The following is an 18799-nucleotide window of genomic DNA, read 5'->3' on the forward strand; positions in this document are numbered from 1 at the left end:
GTCATTCCCCTTTCTTCAGCATTGCCCAGAACTCGTCGAACAGGTACATGTTGTCGTCTGGGCCAGGCGCTGCTTCCGGATGATACTGCACGGAGAAGATCGGAAGCGTATTGTGGCGCATGCCCTCGACCGTGCCGTCGTTGACATTGATGTGCGTGACCGTCAGCGGCAGGTCCTTGAGGGATTCTTCGTCGACGGCGTAGCCGTGGTTCTGCGAGGAGATGTAGACATTGCCCGTGCGCAGGTCCTTGACCGGCTGGTTCGTGCCGCGGTGGCCGAACTTGAGCTTGTAGGTCTTCGCGCCCATCGCGAGCGCCAAGAGCTGATGGCCGAGGCAGATGCCGAAGATCGGCTTCTTGCCGATGAGCTTCTTGACTTCTTCGACGATCTCCGGCACGTCAGCCGGGTCGCCAGGGCCGTTCGAGAGGAAGACGCCGTCCGGGTTCATGGCGAGCACTTCCTCTGCCGTCGTGTGAGCCGGAACGACCGTGATCTTGAAGCCGAGATCGTGCATCGACTTGATTATGTTCTGCTTGACGCCGAAGTCCATCGCGACGACAAACGGCGCATCTTCCTTCTCGCTCTCGAGCGTGTAGGCCTCAGGCGTCGTGACTTCCATGACGACGTCCTTCTTGATGGGCACGGCGAAGAGCTCGTCGATCTCCGTCTGCGCGGCATCCTCGGGGACAATGATGCCCTTCATCGTGCCGGCATTGCGGATCTTGCGCGTGACAGCGCGCGTGTCGACGTTGTAGAGGCACGGGACGCCCTGTTTTGTCAGAAAGTCCGCGAGGCTTGTCTCATAGTGCCAGTTGCTGCCGTGCTCGCAGAGCTCGCCGATGATGAAGCCATTGACGAACGACTTGCGCGACTGCATGAAGATGTCAGCGATGCCGTAGTTGCCGACCATCGGATACGTCAGCGTCAGGATCTGGCGGCAGTAGGACGGGTCCGTCAGGCTTTCCTGATAGCCGACCATGCCGGTATTGAAGACAACTTCACCCGTTGCCTTGATATTATTCAAGAGTTCCCCGTGGAATACGCTGCCGTCTTCCAGGATCAATTTTCCTTTCACTCAAAACACCTCACTAATCAGAGAACCACGCCGTCTTTCATGACGACCTTGCCATCGACAATCGTCAGGACCGGCTTGCCCGTGAGCTCGCGGCCGACGAACGGCGAATGGCTGCCTCTCGTGTAGAACTTCTTCGGGTCGACCGTCCAGACAAGATCAGGGTCGATGACTGTGACATCGGCATTCGCGCCAACAGAGATCGTACCGGCATCGAGCTTGAAGGCCTTTGCAGGGCCCCACGTCATCCTCTCGATGATCGTCGGGATGTCGACCTTGCCCGTCTTGCAGAGATCCGTGAAGAGCACGCCGATGGCCGTCTCAAGGCCGGGGAAGCCGCTCGGAGCGTACACGTACTCGCGGTCCTTCTCCTCCTGTGCGTGCGGGGAGTGGTCCGTGACGATGGCGTCGATCGTGCCGTCCTTGAGGCCCTCGACCATCGCGTCGACATCGCTCTGCGTGCGCAGCGGCGGATTCGTCTTCGTCGAGCTGTCGTAGAGGTTGACGCACTCGTCCGTCATTGTCAGGTGGTGCGGCGTGACCTCCGTCGTGACGCGCACGCCGCGCTTCTTGGCCCGGCGCACGAGGTCGACAGAGCGGCCCGAGCTGATGTGGGCGACGTGGACTCGCGCGCCGGCGTACTCCGCGAGCAGGATGTCGCGGGCGACGGCGATGTCCTCGGCGACCGTCGGGCGGCCCTTCATGCCGAGCATCGCGCTGCGGTGGCCCTCATTCATGACGCCGTCCTCGACGAGCGACGTCTCTTCCTCGTGGTTGATGATGACCTTGTCGAACGTGTGCAGGTAGTCGTAGGCGTTCAAGAGGACCTTGGCCGTCGGGTCGAAGTGGCCGTCATCGGAGAACGCGACAGCGCCTGCCTCGACCATGTCGCCGAGCTCGGCGAGCTCCTGGCCCTTCTGCCCTTTCGTCACCGCGCCGATGATGCGGATGTGGACCTTGGCGACGTCCTCGGCGCGCTTCTGGAGGCTGCGCACGATGTCAGCCGCATCGACGACCGGCTTCGTGTTCGGCATCGTCGCGACCGTCGTGTAGCCGCCGGCTGCTGCTGCCTTCGAGCCGGACTCAAAGTCCTCCTTGGCCTCCTGGCCTGGCTCGCGGAAGTGCGTGTGCATGTCGATGAGGCCTGGCGTGACGAGCTTGCCCGCTGCATCGTAGACTTCCGCACCTTCAGCTGCGAGGTCCTTGCCGATGGCAGTGATCTTGCCATCCTCGATCAGCACATCAGCGACTTCGTCAAAATGCTCTGCCGGATTGATGACCCGGCCACCTTTGAGTATCAGTTTCATTCCTGTTTCCCTCCCGTCAGAACCAAGGTAAAGAGTGCCATGCGGACGGCTACGCCATTCTGGACTTCTTCCTGAATCGCGGAGTTGTCGCCGTACGCGACGAACGGCGAGATTTCCCATCCTTTATTCATCGGGCCCGGATGGAGGACGAGCACATCGTCCTTCGCGAGGGCGAGGCGCTCATTGTTGAGGCCGAAGATGCGGGCGTACTCGCGCGTCGTCGGGAAGAGACCGCCCTTCATGCGCTCGAGCTGGATGCGCAGGACTTCGATGACGTCCGCGTCCTTGATGGCGTCCTCGATGCGCTCGTGCACGACGATGCCCGGCTCCTCCGAGAGGAAGCGCGGCAAGAGCGTCTTCGGGCCGGCGATGTGGACTTCCATGCCCATCTTGCGCATGCCGTAGATATCGGAGCGCGCGACGCGGCTGTGCAGGACATCGCCGAGGATGGCGACCTTGAGGCCCTCGAGATGGCCCTTGTGCTGCTCGATCGTGAAGAGATTCAGCAGGCCCTGCGACGGATGCGCGTGGGCGCCGTCACCGGCGTTGATGATGACCGGGCTCACGACGCGCGCAGCGTACTCCGCCGCGCCCTCTGCCTTGTGGCGCATGACGATGGCATCGACGCCCATCGCCTCGATCGTGTAGAGCGTGTCGCGCAGGCTCTCCCCCTTGACGATGCTCGACGTGCCCGCCGTGATGTTGACGACATCGGCGCCGAGGTACTTGCCTGCGAGCTCGAACGACGTGCGCGTGCGCGTCGACGGCTCGTAGAACAGCGTGACAATGGACTTGCCGCGCAGCGTCGGGACTTTCTTGATGTCACGATGGATGATGTTCTTCATTTCCTTGGCCGTCTCGAGTACGAGACGGATCTCCTCCGCCGAGAAGTCAGCGAGTCCGAGGACGTTCTTGCCTCGTAAGGATACATTTGTTTTCCCCAAGTTGATCACTCCTTAAAGAATCCGCTAGAAATGGTCCATTGTCTTTTTAGCCCCTGATATGCAGAAAAGGAGCTCCCTATGCGTATGCATAAGAAAGCTCCTGGCTTTACGTAAGCTTATGACGTTACTTTGTGGCTCCCTTTATGCGCATCGCAGTACGCATCTTAAAAAGGCAATTTTCCTTTTTCGTCTGTGTCATCTGACTGTAGCTATTATATCGTATCTCAGACCGAAACGCAAGGCAGATGAGAAATTCCCTCCCATCAGATCTCCCATCAGATATTGAACGGCGTGAAGAGCTTGCGGATGTAGTTGCGCGCCTTGCTCATGACCTTGATGACCGGCTCCATCATCTTCGGCTGGCGCACGACATACTGCATGACGCGGCGGCGCAGCTGGCGGTAGTCGGAATCGAAGTCGCGCAGGACATCCTCCATCTCCTTCTCGACCGAGACGGCCGGGATGTTCGACGGGATGATCTCCGACGCGCGGCCCGAGATCTTTGCGAGGTCGCCGCGGAACGGGATGTAGCACTCGATGCCGAGCTCCTTCTGGATGCGGCTCTTGAGCGCCTCCTGCCCCGTCGACTCGCCGTGGACGATGAAGATCTTCGCAGGCTTCGGGTCGCGGAACTCGCCGAGCCAGCTCATGATCTGGTTCGCGTCGGCGTGTGCCGAGAATCCGTCGAGGCTCTTGATCTGCGCCTTGACGGCAATCTCTTCGCCGAGCACGCGCACGCGCGTGATGCCGTCGATGAGGCGACGGCCAAGGCACCCCTCTGCCTGGTAGCCGACGAAGAGGATCGTCGACTCCGGGCGCCAGAGGTTGTGCTTGAGATGGTGCAGCACGCGGCCCGCATCGGCCATGCCCGAAGCCGAGATGATGATGGCCGAGCCCTCCGACGTGTTGAGTGCGCGCGACTCCGCCGCCGTTTCACAGAGGTGGACCTGCGCGAAGTCCGGCACCTTGCCGTCCTTGCCGAAGACCTTCAGGGACTCCTCGTCAAAGTCGCGGAAGTTCTTGAGGAAGACGCGCGTCGCATTGATGGCCAGCGGGCTGTCGATGATGATCGGGATGTCCGGGTCGAGCCTCCCCTCACAGTGCAGCCGGTAGAAGTAGTAGAGGAGCGTCTGCGTGCGGCCGACGGCAAACGACGGGATGATGAGGTTGCCGCCGCGGTCCATCGTCTCGTTGACAATCTCGATGAGCGCCGTCTCCTTGTCGTAGAGCTGGTGCAGGCGGTCGCCGTACGTCGACTCCGTGATGACAAAGTCAGCGCCGTGGATGATCGTCGGGTCGCGCAGGAGCGGCTGGTCCGGCTGGCCGAGGTCGCCCGAGAAGACGAGCTTCGTCTCCTTGCCGCCCTCTTTCACGTAGATCTCGAGGATGGCCGAGCCGAGGATGTGGCCCGCATCGCGGAAGAAGACGCGCAGGTTGTCCGACAGGCGCAGTTCCTGGTCGTACGGGACGGGCGCGAACTGCTTGAGCGCGTCCATCGCATCGTCGATGCCGTAAAGCGGCTGAATCGGCTCATCGCCGCGCCGCCTCCCCTTGCGGTTCATCAGCTCCGCATCCGACTCCTGGATGTGCGCGGAGTCGGGCAGCATGATCCGGACGAGATCACACGTCGCCTGCGTCGCGTAGACCGTCCCCTTGAAGCCCTCGCGCACGAGCTTTGGCACGAGGCCGCAGTGATCGACGTGCGCATGCGTCAAGAGCATGCCGTCAATGTCCGCCGGGTTGAACGAAAAGGCGTCGTAGTTGTACTCGCGGATGCGCTTGGCACCCTGGAACATGCCGCAGTCAATCAGATAGCGGTCCTCCCCCGTCTCCAGCAAGTAGCAGGAGCCCGTGACCGTATGAGCCGCACCTAAGAATTCGAGTCGCATAGAAATGCCCCCTTATACTTATACGTCTACATCTGTATTGGTTGTCTTCCTATTAGATACACGTTACTCTTACTGTCTCTTACTGGTAATATTCGCATTCACGCGTTCGGATTCCTCTTTCGAACCGAAAATTTTACAGAAAGTTTTTTCGCTTTATCCCTCCGCTTTCATTTCCGCATATCCGTATAGATGTAGACGGCCTCGACATCCTCGAGCTGGACGCCGAGCTGCTGTACGGCCGATTCGAGGCCGCTTTGCAGCAGGCGCTGCTCATCCTTGCCTCTGGCTTCTGCGAGCTGGCGCGCGGTGTCATTCTTCGGGTAGAGCTGAACGATGCCGTCGGCATAGGCAACCTCGTACTCGCCCTCAGCGCCCTGATACGGAACGCGCAGGACTTTGCGCGCTTCTTCGGCAGCGGATGCTGTCCTGAGCGCCGGGACTTCTGCCGCATCGGCAGTCGGGCGCACGACGACAGTGTCATTCTCGTAGGCGAGATGATAGCGGCCGCCGAGCTCCTTGTTCTCGCCGTCCGTGTAGATGACAGGGACCGCCTGTTCGACTTCCTCGTGCAGCTCGCCCATGCCGTCCGCCGTGACAGGCCGCGTCGGCTGGTCAAGATGTTCGGATGGATTCGGCTGGCTCTGGTTCGCCTGGCTCGTGCGGTCCGTGCTATCACGGCTGCTGCCGGCAATGCCATTGTCCTTGAGGATGATGGCGCCATCGTTTTCCGGCGTCTCGGCGCCGCCCCAGCGGTTGATGCCTTCACTGCCGTCGACCTTGAGGTACATGACATCGAGGATTGGGCGGCGAACCGGCTGCACGGCATTGTAGACGCTCGGCTTCATCATGCGGTCCGGCAGGATGTGGTAGACCGTGTGGCGGTGGATCATGTAGTTGCGGTAGATATCGCCCGCAAAGCTCAGGTCGAGGTAGCCTGCGCCATGCTCGTCCAGGTAGTCGCCTGGGTAATCTCCGGCCGCGATGACCTGCGGAGCCGTATCGATGACCTGCAGATCCGATAGGAAGCGGGCCTGATGCTCCTGCGGCACATTGCGCATCTGCATGGGTTCATCCATGCGCAGCGAACTCGGCGAGCCAGACGTGCGGCGGCTCTCCATGTAGACGTCGACCGGACGCCTGTCGATGACAAAGACCGTGTCGTACGTGATATCGTAGTTGCCGAGCTTGAAGCCATCACCGTGCAGGGTAGCCGAGTCAAAGCCGAGGATGCCCTTGCCATCGTTCGAGTGATAATCGCCCGCATTGCTGAAGCGGTCATCCGTATCATGGCTGTGCACGACGCTGGCGTTGCCAAAGTCAATGGTCTCGTGATTCTGGAGGCCCGACTGCGAGACGGTATAATCTCCGCCGCTGAAGCTCGTCGGGTCACCGTAGGTCTTCTCGCCCTTGATGGTGATCTTCAAATCACGTGGCTTGATCGTATAGGTGCTGCCATCCTCGATGACAATACGATAGTTGTTGTTCTTGAAGCCATTGCCATCCGTGACCGTAATGCCGCTGATGCCCGGCTTGCCGCCCTCCTGCGACAGATTGTAGATACCGGCATCCGTCTTTTCGTCAATGCCTTTGGTCTGAATCGTGACCTGGCTTTTATCAATGGTCTGTTTTAGGACAAGGCCCTCCTGAGCCTTGACATCAGCGTCACCGGCTTTCTCAAATGCAATCGTCTGGAAGTCCTTGCCAGCCGTCCGCGCCGCGTCGCCGTAGGTGGATTCCCCGGCGATTGTGACGCGCACCGTGCGCGGGTTGATGGTGAACTTGTCCTGATAGGTGATGGCGTAGTTCTTGTAGTCGTCACCGAGGATTGTCCTGACGGCCGGGTCGATGTCCAGCACCTGTGCCGAATCCGACTCTGTGCCGTAGCTGCCGGCATCGGTCAGCGCTTGGGTACTGTTGATGACGTTGGCTTTATCTGCCGTGACCGTATTGGCATTGCGGCCGGTCAGGCCTTCTTGGGCAGCGGTATTCTGCTGCTGGATTGTATAGTTATTGACTGTAGAGTTCTCCTCTCCATATGTGCGGCTGCCTGTCGTCAGAAAGGTGACGGGGCGCTTTGTGACGGTGTAGCTGCCCTTCTCGAGGACGATGTTGTAGTTATTGTTTTTGAAAGCATTCGTACCTGTGCCGTCCGAAACGACGAGGCCATCAATGCCCTGATCCTTGCCGCCGACGCGCTCTGGATTCTTGCCATAGGCAATCGGCGCACCGACATCCGACTGTGTAGTCGTATAGGTGCCGACATCGTTCGTCACGCCGACGGAGTTCTGCACCGTGACCTGGCTCTTGGAGATGGTCTGGCCGCCCACAAGGCCCTCGTGTGCATTGACATCTGTGCCGTCTGCCATGTCGAAGGCGACTTGATAGGCCTCTCCGCTTGTCGGTGCCGACTCGCCGTAGACCTGCGAGCCGGAGACTGTCGCGCGAACCGTGCGCTTCTCCACCGCATGGGTGCCCTGATGCAGGGTGATATCGTAGTTGCTGCTCTTGAATCCGGTATGCCCCGTATCCTTGAGGCTGTCCGCCACTACCGCGGTAATGCCCTTATAGGTAGTTTCCTTTGGCTGATTGCCCGCATCCGAGTAGCTCGTGCCAGCTGACGTATGGGTGTAGGTGCCGGCATCAGTGTTCTTATCGATATCATCGGTCACCGAGATATCCGTCGGATTGAACTGCTGACCACTGACAAGGCCTTCTTCCGCACCGGCAGCAGGCGTCAAAGCTGCAGCTGTATAGGTGTAGCCTGTATCGCCGTAGACCGACGTGCTCGTCACATCGAGCTGAAGCGGGCGCTTCGTGACTTCATAGGTCGACTGGAAATCCACATCGTAGTTATTGAAGTCAAATCCCGTCGAACCGGTCGTCACGCCAGTGATCCAGGATGCTGCATCCTGGCTGCCCGTCTGATTCATCCCATCCACAGTATCATAGGTATAGCTCTCTGCTGAAATCGCATTGCCATTGAGGCCCGCAGATTGCGACCAGTTATGGCGATAGGTACCGGCATCGGTAAGCTGTCCCATATTATCGTCCACCGTCAGTCCCTTGAGGCTGTCGTCCTGGGCCAGTTCGCCAGACGTGATTGTCATACTGCCCGCAGTCAGGCCAGTCGGCTGGCTGCCGTAGACCTTCGTGCCGTCGATGGTAATGGTGAGCTTTGCGGGATTGACGACCTGCGTCGTTTTGTAGGTGATATTGTAGTTGTTGGCGCTGAAGGTGGAAAGGCCGCTGCCATCTGTGTTTGCGCCTGCCGCGAGCTGTACGGTATAGATGCCTTTCTCGGTATCCGTACCATCGTCAGATGACTGGCCTGCGCGAAGCGCTGCGGTGTTCAGGTACTTGCCGGACTGGGTCGGTGCTTTGGAGGTGATGGCGCCTGTCTTATCGGTCCACGCATCTGCCGTATAGCTGCCGGCAGCTGCGTTTGCCGCAAGATTTGACTTTGTTTCGCTGCCTGCCACTATGGTCTCCCCGTTCTTGGTCTTGGCTCCGGTGCTGGTGACCGTATAGGTCGTATCCGCCTTGCCATAGGTGCTCTCGCCCTTGACATTGACGGTCAGGTCGACGGGGTTGATGGTGAGCCTATGGCTGCCTTCGCTGACCACATAGTCGTAGTTGTTGTCGTTCAGCACATTGAAGCCATGAGACGAATCGGCCTGATTTGCATGTTTGATGGAAGTGACTTTACCGCTGGCATCCTTCTGGACATCAGATGCCAGTGTAATGGTGCTGCTGGTGTCCGTGCTGCCCACATTGAGACGGTAGCTGTCAATTTGCGACGGGTCGTCTGCCTTGCGCTTGACATCGGTGTACCTGCTAATCTTGCCGTCTGCACCATTGCTGTTCTCGCGCGTGGCGGCACCGTCGCCTTTTGTCTCGTCATTTTCAAGAGAAGCGAGCATCTTTTTGACATTGTCCGTATCGAGAACGCTGTCTGCTTTCTCGCCATTGGCAAAGTCACCGGTTACCGTGAGATTGTATTTGCCCGTTTCTGTCCTTTCGCCCGTCGTATAGTCTTGTGCCATGGAATCGCCATAGTCCCGCTGGCCGGTGACGGTGACAGTCAGGGCCAGGGGATCGATCTTGAAGGAACTGTTGTTCACGGTAATCTTATTGGCTGTGTCCGTTGCCGCCTGCAGTACACCATTTCTATCAATGGTGCTGGGGGTATTAGACGCGGTATAGGCCTTGTCCAGTTGATGGGAGCTGCCGCCCTGTTTCCAGATGAGGTTGTAGTTCCTGGCCAGCGTGCCCGACGCATCTTTACCGGCAAGCTCGGTGCCGAAGGTATCGAGCGTATACGAGAGAATCTTGCCGTCCTCGTCGACAATGACATGGGAATAGCCGCTGTCCTTGCCGATGGACTTTGATGTCTCAGGATCAGTGACATTTTTAGCCTTCTCGGCCGATGTAGTCCCCTCCTGAACGGCCACGCCTGTCATGGTATAGGCCCCACTTCCTTCGTTGGTCACCTTCAGCAAATCTTTGTTCAGGGCATTGCCGTCCGACAGGACGCCGCTGTCCCAGGACTTCAGATAGCCGCGGACGCTTTCCGACTTGGAATCCCTATCCTTGCCGACAATCGTATAGGTATGCACTGCCGCAGAGTTGTCCTGGCCGTAGTTGCGCTCGCCGTCGTAGGTGTAGTAGAGGTCTGCCTTGTCAATCGTATACTTGGTCGTGTAGTGGATGTTGTAGTTCTTGGGATCGAATGCTGAACCAGTGCCCGCCGTCAAGGTGATGTTGGTGATACCGGCTGTGCCATTGGTATAGCCGGTATTGGTATCATCGTTGTACCAGTTATGTTGATACGTTCCCGCATCGGCCTGCGCGAAGTTGTCCGACAGGGCGACGGTGGAATTTGTGAAGTCGATGGTCTCGCCATTCTGCAAGCCATTTGCATCGCTTGTAATGCCAGTCGCATAGGACGGCACTGTGCCAGACGCCTTGGCATCGCTCTTGTAGTCGCTGACCATCTGCTGGTTGGAGATATCGCCATACTGGCGCTCGGCTGTGATGTTGAGGTTTAGGTCATGGCGGTCGATGGTCAGGGTATGGGTGCCGTCCTGGAGCTTGTAGTCGTAGTTGCCTGCAGCCAGCAGGTCGTAGTGGTTGGCTTCCGTACCCGTCTTGCCGGTCACGGTAATCTGACTGCCAGTCTTGTCGCTGTTCCCCGACTTCTTCGTCAGGTCATAGGCATAGACCTTCTCCCCCTGATAACTGATATCCGTGGCGAGATTTCCCGACTGCTTGACCGACGTGTAGCGGCTGATCTTGTCCGCATCGTTTGAATCGCCTGCGTCGATACCGCCCAGGAGATTTCTTACAGCGGTATCGTCAAGGATAGTCTTGCCGTCGTCATTCTTGAGGCCGTCGAGATTGATGTTGTAGGTCTCATTCGTCAAATCGGCAGCTTTGACCGTGCCGTTTCCATCGGCAGCAATCGCCGTGCGATCCGCATCTTTCGAGACCTTGTAGTCGGTTCCCATGGTATGGCCGTATTCGCGCTTGCCCGTGACTTCAACGGTCAAGTTGACTGGATTGATGGTCAGCGTGCTCGGGTCGATGGCAACGTCTTTTGTTGTCACAGTCGTCCCCTTGCCATCAGCCGTATGTACAGATACTTCTGCCGCCTGAGACGTTGACAGCGTACCAGCTTCACCGGCATTCCCGGTAACCTGCGGCTTCCAGACCAGCTTGTAGTTGTTCTTGAAGGCCGCGTTCTTCGCGGTGTTCGTCAGGCTGAGATTCGCATCCGCCGACAGGCCAAGGGATCTCAGGTTGTAGCCGACTACCATACCATCCTTGTCGACAATGACATGCGAATACGCGTCAGAGTTGTTGCCGCCCGTGATGCTACGGATGGTCGTGTCCTTCTTGTTGGCTGCATCATCGGCCATGCCGGTCATGGCGTAGAGTGCATCCTTGTCATCGCCCACGGTGGTGAGGGAAATGGTCTGATCCGTGCCGACACCGTACGTCTTCGCATCCCAGGATTTCAGGAAGCCGCGGACACGCTCATTGGAATCGGCATTATCTACGCCGACCAGCTTGAAGGTACTCTTCGTCGTGGTATTGTCGGCACCATAATCGCGCGTGCCCTCATAGGTGTACCAGAGCGGGGCTTTGTCAATGGTGTAGGTCGTATCAAAGGAGATATTGTAGTTGTCTGCGTTGTAGGCGTTCTGGTCTGTATTCGCCGCATCATCTGCCAAGGAAATGGTAAAGGCTTTTGACCCGTCTGTCGATTTGGACGAATCATAGGTATACGTTCCCGCATTGCTCTGCTCATCGAGGTGGTTGTCAATGCGGATATCCGCATTGACAACCACCTCACCGGTCTTCAGCTTGACCTGACCGGTCTTTTGCCCATCATATGTCACGCCGCCCGAGACCGAGACGCTGGCCGTATAGTCGGTGGCTGCCTGGGAGGTGAAGTCGCCGTAGGTCTTGCTGCCGCTGACTTTGACATAGATGTCCACTGGCGTGATCTTGAGCTGATGCGTGCCGTCCTGCAGGATGTAGTCGTAGTTGTTGGACGTGAGGATGGAAGCAGGATTGTCGTATGTCGTGGTCGATGTAGTGCCGTCCGTGGTTGTAGTCGATGTGACGTTCATTTTGTCGGTAGATGCATCGCCATTGACGACAGAGACATTGCTGTTCGTAAAGCCAGAGATATCCTGATAGACTGCCTGATTATTGTCACGCACGACATCGGTGTACTTGTTGATTACAGTCTTTGCTTTGGTGTCCGCAGCCGTTCCAGTCGTCTTATCGATATTCAACAGCAACTTCTTCGTCTTTGCCTTATCAAGAACAGATACACCATCCCCATTGGTCAGGCCATCGATATTGATGTTGTACGTACCGGCAGTCCTATCAAAACCGGCAGCAGAACCACCATCTGAGATTTTATTCGTGGTGGTCGAATACGGAGTATCCGATGGAAAAGCCATTGTATCGCCGTAGGCGCGGTGTCCCGTGATGGTGACCGTCGCCGTCTTGGGCAAGATGGTGAAGGTGCTGTCGTTGATCGTCAGCCCGCCTGCCGTCGTCTTGATGCCGGCATCTTCTGCCGTGGTCAGCTGCGAGTTATTCAGATAGCCTGTTGTGTAGACGCGGTTCTCTGTACCGCCCTCTTTCCAGACCAGCTTGTAGTTCTGGTTGAACTTGTCGACAGCAGCCTACGTGACCTGAGAATCTTCTGCGTTGTCCGTCTTGAAGTAGAGCTGGATGGTGCTGCCTGCGTCCTTTGCGCCCTTATTGGTGGAAGCAAAGGAGGTCACTTTATATCCGATGGGGTTGCCGTCTTTGTCCACCAGCACATGGGTGTACATATCCTTGCTTACCGCACCGTCGCCGTAGCTACCGATGACCTTGAACGGGGTCGTACTGTCAGCATCCGGCTTGTTGATGCTATCCGCTGCGACAGTTCCCTGGATGTGGCTGTAGATATCGTCGAGCGAAGCGGACTTTGTCTCATCCTTAGCCGGCGGCGTCGTCGTGCTCTCTCCCGTCGTGACATCCGTCGTCGTGGTCGTCGTCTCAGCGGTGTAGCCCGTGACGCCGATGTACTTCTGATTGATCTGGTATGTCCCGTCTTCACTCTTGGCGAAGAAATACTGATAGGGATTCTCGATCTTCGTCTCCTTGCCATCCGCATTCTTGATCGTGATGATCTGACCCGTGAGATCCCAGGACTTCAGATAGCCGTGCGTGCTCTCCGCCTTTTCATCTTTTCCCGCAGGCGCATCCACGCCGACCAGCGTGTACACGTGCGTCGCGCTCAGATCCGTATTCTGCAGGCCGTAGGTGCGCGAGCCGTCGTAGGTGTAGTAGAGCTCGGCCTGCTTGACGGTCAGCGTGCCGCCGTAGTTGATGGTGTAGTTCTGGTTCGTCGCGGTCAGGCCGGTGATCTGGGCATCCGTGACGTTGTAGATGCCTGCATCGAGATATGTATCGGCAGTGACATTGCTGAAGAGATGCTGCAGGTCGTTGCCTCTCGTCGTACCCGACGTTGAGCCAGAAGTCGAGCCGGATTTTGACAAAGTCTGGACCAGGCCCTTGATCAGGTTTCCCAGGTTGTTGACACCTTCGCCGTTGATGAAGCCATTGAGCTCCAGGACATAGCGGCCCTTCTGTTCCGCGATCTTCAGCAGGCTCTCCTTCGAGGGCGTCTCAGTGCCGAACAGTTTCTGGAGCGCATCGCCTTCGAGCAGCGTGTAGGAATCGGAGCCGTTTTCAGCGGGCTCGTAGAACGAGTACTTCTGGTCACTGCCCTCCTTATAGGGCACGCAGACGTAGTAGCCCCGGGTGTTGAAGATATCGCCGTAGACGCGCGTGCCGTAGAGATTGGCGCTCATGTCGACCGGGTTGATGACGAGGGTAGACTCCGGGTCCATGAAGTAGCCGTGCTGCGGCGACCAAATGGAGGTGTTGTCGTAGGTGTACTCGCTCGAGACACCGTTGCTCGAGAGCTGGTAGTTGGACAGCTGGACATCCTTGCCCGCATCGCCGTCAAAGTCTGCGCGGCCGTAGAGATTGGGCACATCGTCCGTCTTGAGGTTGTGGGTCGTGCCGTCGTAGTTGAACGTACGGCTCAGCGATGCCGAGTTGAGGAACGCTGTCAGGAGCGGGCGCGTCTGATCCTCATAGATGGTCCAGGTCTCATTGGCCGTGCGGGCCGCCAGAACCGCATTCAAGATGACTGTCGCAGCCTTACTCGACGAACCGTTCACCGGCGTCAGGACAATCTGGCGCGTGGCTTCGTCATAGGTGGCCGTGTAGGTATTCTCACTAACATCCCGGAAGGTTCCATCGGACTGTTTGGTATAGGCTGCTGTTGTGGAGCGAGTGGATGTATAGGTGGTCTTGCCTGTAGAATCCGTCGTCCCCGTCGTGGTAATCGGATAGATATGGCTGATGCTCGCGATGCTGCCGGTGCCGTCCGTGTAGAATGAACCCTTCGTACCGGTGTATTCGTAATACGTGGCAGTTATATTGCCGGACGAATCCTTATCGGTATCGGTCTTCTGCTGGACACCAGGGAAGTTGCCGCGTTTGCTGCCATCGCTGACATAGCTGACATAGTACTTTTTCTTGGAGCCTGTGGCATCTAAGCCGGCGGTATCTGCAATATTCGATGAGCCCACAGCTTGGCTGACATTCGAATACGTATTGCCATTGGCCGCATCAGTTCCCGTGACATAGAAGCTGTCATTGAGGAGGGATGCGTCGTCTTTTGAACCGACTAATGCACCGGTCGTCGTATCGGTGCCTGTGATGGTACCGGCATTGTAGGCCGAGTCGATGACAGAGCCGGCGCTGTATTTCGCGGCCGTCGTTCCAGATTTTGTCGTCATGCTGCCCACCAGGCCGCCAGTATTCGCGCCTTCACCTTTGACACTGGCATCCTTGTTGAAGGTGCGGTTAAAGTAATAGCGCTTGCTCGTAGATGGCAGTGATGTAGCCGCCTTGCCGTCTGCGGTGACATAGATGCCGCCTGCGCCCTTCTGGGTCGTGCCGCTCGCCGTCGACAAAGGGATAAAGTAATAATACGTGCGCGTGCCGTTGTCTACCGTGAAGAAGCTGTAGTACTGCGTCAGGTCCTGATAGTACTGCTTCATGTCCGGATCATCGGATTCAGACACTTTTGTATCGCTGTAGGCATACGTCTTGGAACTGTCGCTGGTGTCGCTGGTATCTGTTATGCTGGCCTTCTTGACAGCATCGGGTATCGTGCCCTGTTCGCGCAGTACGGTATTGTTGTCGGCGTTGTAGACGTTCGACAGCGTGCCGCCCGTCATCTTGCCCACAAGGCCGCCGGTATTATCGCCTTTGCCCGTGATGTTGCCGGCATTGTAGCTCGTATCGATGACATTGTTATGGATGGTGGTTTCAACCGCGTCTTTGGTGGTCGTTCCATCTGCATTTGTCTCTGTCTTCGAGCTGATATTGATATTCTTGACCTTCTTGCTGTAGCCCGGCGCATCTTCCAGAAAGCCCACCAGGCCGCCGGTATTGGTGACACCTGTGACTTTGCCGTAATTGCTCTGAAGAGATTCCTCTGTAATGGTTTTCCCTGCTGCATCTGAAATCAGATTGCCCTTCTCATCCTTCTTGTCATCGCCGCGCTGAATGACTGTATTGCTGTCGTCGATGATCAGCTGGCTCTTCTTAGACAGTGGAGCATCCTCATTCGTATTGAACACGCCGTACATGTAGATGCCCTTGGCATGGCCGACGATGCCGCCGGTGTCCGTCGTGCCCGTCACCGTGCCGGTGTTGTAGGTATTGGCATAGCTGTAGACAGCCGATCCGGTGCCGAGGATGGTGCTGCTATCGACATAGCCCGTGATGCCGCCCACGTCTTCCGTGCCAGAGACATCGCCGAAATTGCGCACATCCGTGAGTGCGCTGTTATTCTGGAGCGTTCCGGCAATGCCGCCGATCTTCTTATCCGTGCCACCTGTGCCTTGAACCGTTGCTTTATTGTAGGTATCCCAGATTGAGCTGTTGTCGACAAGGCCAGCAACGCCGCCGACGCTATTGCCAAACCCCGTCACTGTGCCGGATGTACCGGACCAGCTGATATGAGAACCGTTCTGCAGTGTACCGGCCATTGCGCCGACATTGTTTTTGCCTGTGATAGAAACATTGCTTGGATACAAGTTCGTAAAGTCAGCAGAATTGCCTACACCGACCAGACCCACATTGTCCTCATCGGGGCGGTTGATTGTGAGATTGCTGATGCCAAAGACTGTCTCACCGCTGAAACCGTTGATGCTGCCGGTAAAGGGCTTCGTGCTGTCGCCGATGGGATTGAACCCCTTGCCGTCGTCCCACTTGTCTGAATGGATATTGCTGATCGTCTTATCGTCAAGGTGCGTGCTCTGGAACTCATCGTAGGCCTGCTTGAGGGCAGGTTCCAACGTCGTGTTATCGCTGATTGCCTTCTGCAAGGCATTGTACTGGGTCAGGGCCGTGTCCGCATTCGACAGAGCCGTCGACGCCGCACCGAAAAGAGCCGTGTCCGACTTAAGCTGAGCGGCTGCTTTATCGAAACTCGACAGTACTGTTTCTTCTGCAATCGATTTCTCTTTTACCTCTTTGAGCGTCTTAATGGCCCCATCCAGCGTTTTGGTCGAACTCTGCGCTTTGGCGGCATCGCTGTAAATGCTCTGCGCATTGGATAACGCTGTCTTTGCAGCAGAAAAGATATTAAGGACATCCGTCGCGTCCTTGCCTGTGACCGTGACGGTCTTCCTTGTCGTGCTGTCTGTCGTGGTTACCGTGCCGTCTGCAACCGCATAGTCTTTGTCCTTGTATTTGACCGTACCGGTCGTATCATCTTTGATGACCGCCGTCGTATCCCCTTTGACAACCTTGCGTGCTCTGGTGTCAGCCGACACTCCGTCAATGGTGACGTTTGTGCCCGCAATCGACGCGCTCGTCGTCCCCTTCGTATAGGTGACAGCGTCGGTGCCGGTGGTAATCTGATAATAGGACGTAGTGCCATCGTTGACGGTCGTCGTCGTGCCGTCTACTTTGACCGTATCACTTGCAATGGTGCCCGCTTTGACACCATCTGTACCGGTTCCATTTTCCGTGACAGCCGTCGTGACGCCGCCCGTCGTGACGGTGCTCGCAGCAGCATTGACGGAGCTGCCGCCATAGGTGACCGTATGGCTGACCGTGCCATTCGTCACCTGATAGGTGATGTCCTGGATCGCGATGGTGCCTGTGCCTGCGGCAGTGTCCGTACCATTGGTAATCTTGGCAGTATATCCCGTATCCGACGTGCCTGCCGCCTTGGTGACGGTATGGGAGTTGGTGTTGGTGACAATGTCATCGCTTGTATGGGTGACGGTATGCCCGCCGATGTCGGCGGTATACGTATTATCCTTGTCTTTGACGGTCTTTGCCGCCGTGTTGGAAGTCCGTCCGTCTTTGTCGACGACACTCTTCTTATCCGACTGGATGATATAAGTACTGCCCGTGCCCGGCGTCTTGTCGGTGACAGTCGACACGCCCTTGGTCGTGCTCCACTGCGCATTCTCTGCGCCCACTGTGCCATTGCTGTTGGAGAGAGTGGTGCCGTTGCCATCGGTCAGTTTAGTGGTCGCTTTATTCTCATCCTTCGAATAGCCAATGGTCGTGCCATTGACGGTCTTTGAGAGGTTGTCGCCCGACTTGGTGCCGGTGATGGCGACGCCGTCCTTCGTCGACCACTTCGTCAAGGTTCCCTTTGTCATCTTGTAGAGGATGCCGTCATCGATGTAGGAGTGCTCGTCATTTGTGGCGTTGATGTCGCGGCCCAGCACGTAGCGGCCGTCGAGGTTGCCGTAGGTGCCGTCCTCAATGTCCTGCAGCTGGTCGATGTTGTTGACCAGAAGGGAGGTCGTGATGGTCGTCGCATCATTGCCGCCCGCATACGACGTGGCGATCTTGTTGTCAGCGCCGCTGCTGCTCAGTTTGTCGGCCGTCGTGCCGGGGCCCTCTACGGACACACTGGTGCCGTCGGTATAGGCTGTGCCGTCGATGTCAAAGGAGGGCATGTTCTTATAGTCATGCTTCGTATAGTACGTTGACGTATCATCAGTGCCTTTTTCTGCACGGCTCTGGGCAGCATTGATACCATTGGACGTATCGTTATCGCCATCGACCTGCGCTGCATTGGTGTAGATGCTGACGCCGTTAGCACTCTGCATAACCGCCTTGCTGTTCTCGCCGTGGGTGATGATGACGCTGCCGTAGTCATCGGCATCGCGGTCGGAGCGGATGTAGATCTTGCCGCCCACGCCGACAGCTCCCACGCCCACATTGAAGCCCTCTGCACCCAAAGACGCGCTGTCTCCGACATGCGTGTAGTCCTTGGCCTTAATCGTGGAGCCGCTCTGGATATCGACATTGCCCTCGGCCACCAGATGGATGCGGTTCGTATAGCCACTCTCGCCGTCGGAGTCGATGGCGATGGCATAGTCCTTCGGGTCCATGTTGAGGGCCGACAGATTCTTCAGCACAGCACTAACGCCGACGTTGATGACCGCGCCGCTCTGGATCTCGATACTGCCCTCATTTCCGCTGTTGTTGATGATACCCTTGCTCGCATCATATCCCGTGGCATAGACACCGAGGCCGCCGACATTGACCTGGGCGCCGTCCATGAAGATGACGCCGTTCGGGTTGATGAGGGCCACGTTGCCCGTCGCATTGAGCTTGCCGGCGATTTCAGACATATTACTGCCCCACACGGCGTTGACGAGCAGGTCGGCGCTGCTGTACTGCTTGACATTGACCGTGGCATCCTTGCCGATGTTGAACGTCTCCCAGCTGATAAAGGCCTTGCTCTGGCCTTTTGTCTGCTCGATGGTCATGACGGACTTCGTCTCATCACGGGCGACCGTCGCATTCTCCATATCCTGCTCGCCTGTAGGCAGAGCCGTCGCATCAGGAGGTGCCGCCCATGTCATATGATAAAGACCGCCCGCAATCGATAAAGTCAGGGCAATCGTATGTTGCAATCTCTTCATGTACAGCTTTTCCATCATTGTTCCCCCCACGATCTAT

6 protein-coding genes are annotated in these 18799 nt (G+C 57.3%); all 6 read right to left on the bottom strand.

The genetic code is table 11. The annotated features are described in order from the left end of the window. Nucleotide 1: 1 nt before the first annotated feature. The 6 genes from carA to B2X55_RS07790 all read right to left on the bottom strand — a co-directional run bounded on the left by carA (nt 2) and on the right by B2X55_RS07790 (nt 18762). Nucleotides 2-1075, bottom strand: coding sequence for a glutamine-hydrolyzing carbamoyl-phosphate synthase small subunit (gene carA / locus B2X55_RS07765; protein WP_278521202.1), 1074 nt, complete (start codon nt 1073-1075; stop codon nt 2-4). A 17-nt stretch (nt 1076-1092) separates the two neighbouring features. Continuing rightward, entirely contained in the window at nt 1093-2379 is a 1287-nt protein-coding gene (locus tag B2X55_RS07770) for a dihydroorotase (protein ID WP_286821607.1), read from the bottom strand. After that, a complete protein-coding gene (locus B2X55_RS07775; RefSeq protein ID WP_036374596.1) occupies nt 2376-3323 on the bottom strand; it encodes an aspartate carbamoyltransferase catalytic subunit in 948 nt (315 codons plus the stop codon). Before B2X55_RS07775 ends, B2X55_RS07770 begins: the two co-directional genes overlap by 4 nt. Nucleotides 3324-3598: 275 nt before the next feature. Next, nucleotides 3599-5212, bottom strand: a complete 1614-nt coding sequence (locus tag B2X55_RS07780; protein ID WP_286821609.1) for an MBL fold metallo-hydrolase RNA specificity domain-containing protein — start codon at nt 5210-5212, stop codon at nt 3599-3601. A 167-nt stretch (nt 5213-5379) separates the two neighbouring features. Beyond that, nucleotides 5380-12240, bottom strand: coding sequence for a hypothetical protein (locus B2X55_RS07785; protein ID WP_286821610.1), 6861 nt, complete (start codon nt 12238-12240; stop codon nt 5380-5382). Nucleotides 12241-12414: 174 nt separating this feature from the next. Then, nucleotides 12415-18762 carry a filamentous hemagglutinin N-terminal domain-containing protein gene (locus tag B2X55_RS07790; RefSeq protein ID WP_286821611.1) on the bottom strand — a complete coding sequence of 2116 codons (6348 nt, stop codon included), beginning with the start codon at nt 18760-18762 and terminating at the stop codon, nt 12415-12417. Nucleotides 18763-18799: the final 37 nt, after the last annotated feature.

The organism is Mitsuokella sp. UBA4253 (assembly GCF_002395285.1).
Classification (GTDB): Bacteria; Bacillota; Negativicutes; order Selenomonadales; family Selenomonadaceae; genus Mitsuokella; species Mitsuokella jalaludinii.

Coding starts and splice junctions, on each gene's coding strand:
- B2X55_RS07770 (WP_286821607.1), bottom strand. CDS start 2,379: ATGAAACTGATACTCAAAGGTGGCCGGGTCATCAATCCGGCAGAGCAT.
- B2X55_RS07780 (WP_286821609.1), bottom strand. CDS start 5,212: ATGCGACTCGAATTCTTAGGTGCGGCTCATACGGTCACGGGCTCCTGC.
- B2X55_RS07790 (WP_286821611.1), bottom strand. CDS start 18,762: ATGAAGAGATTGCAACATACGATTGCCCTGACTTTATCGATTGCGGGC.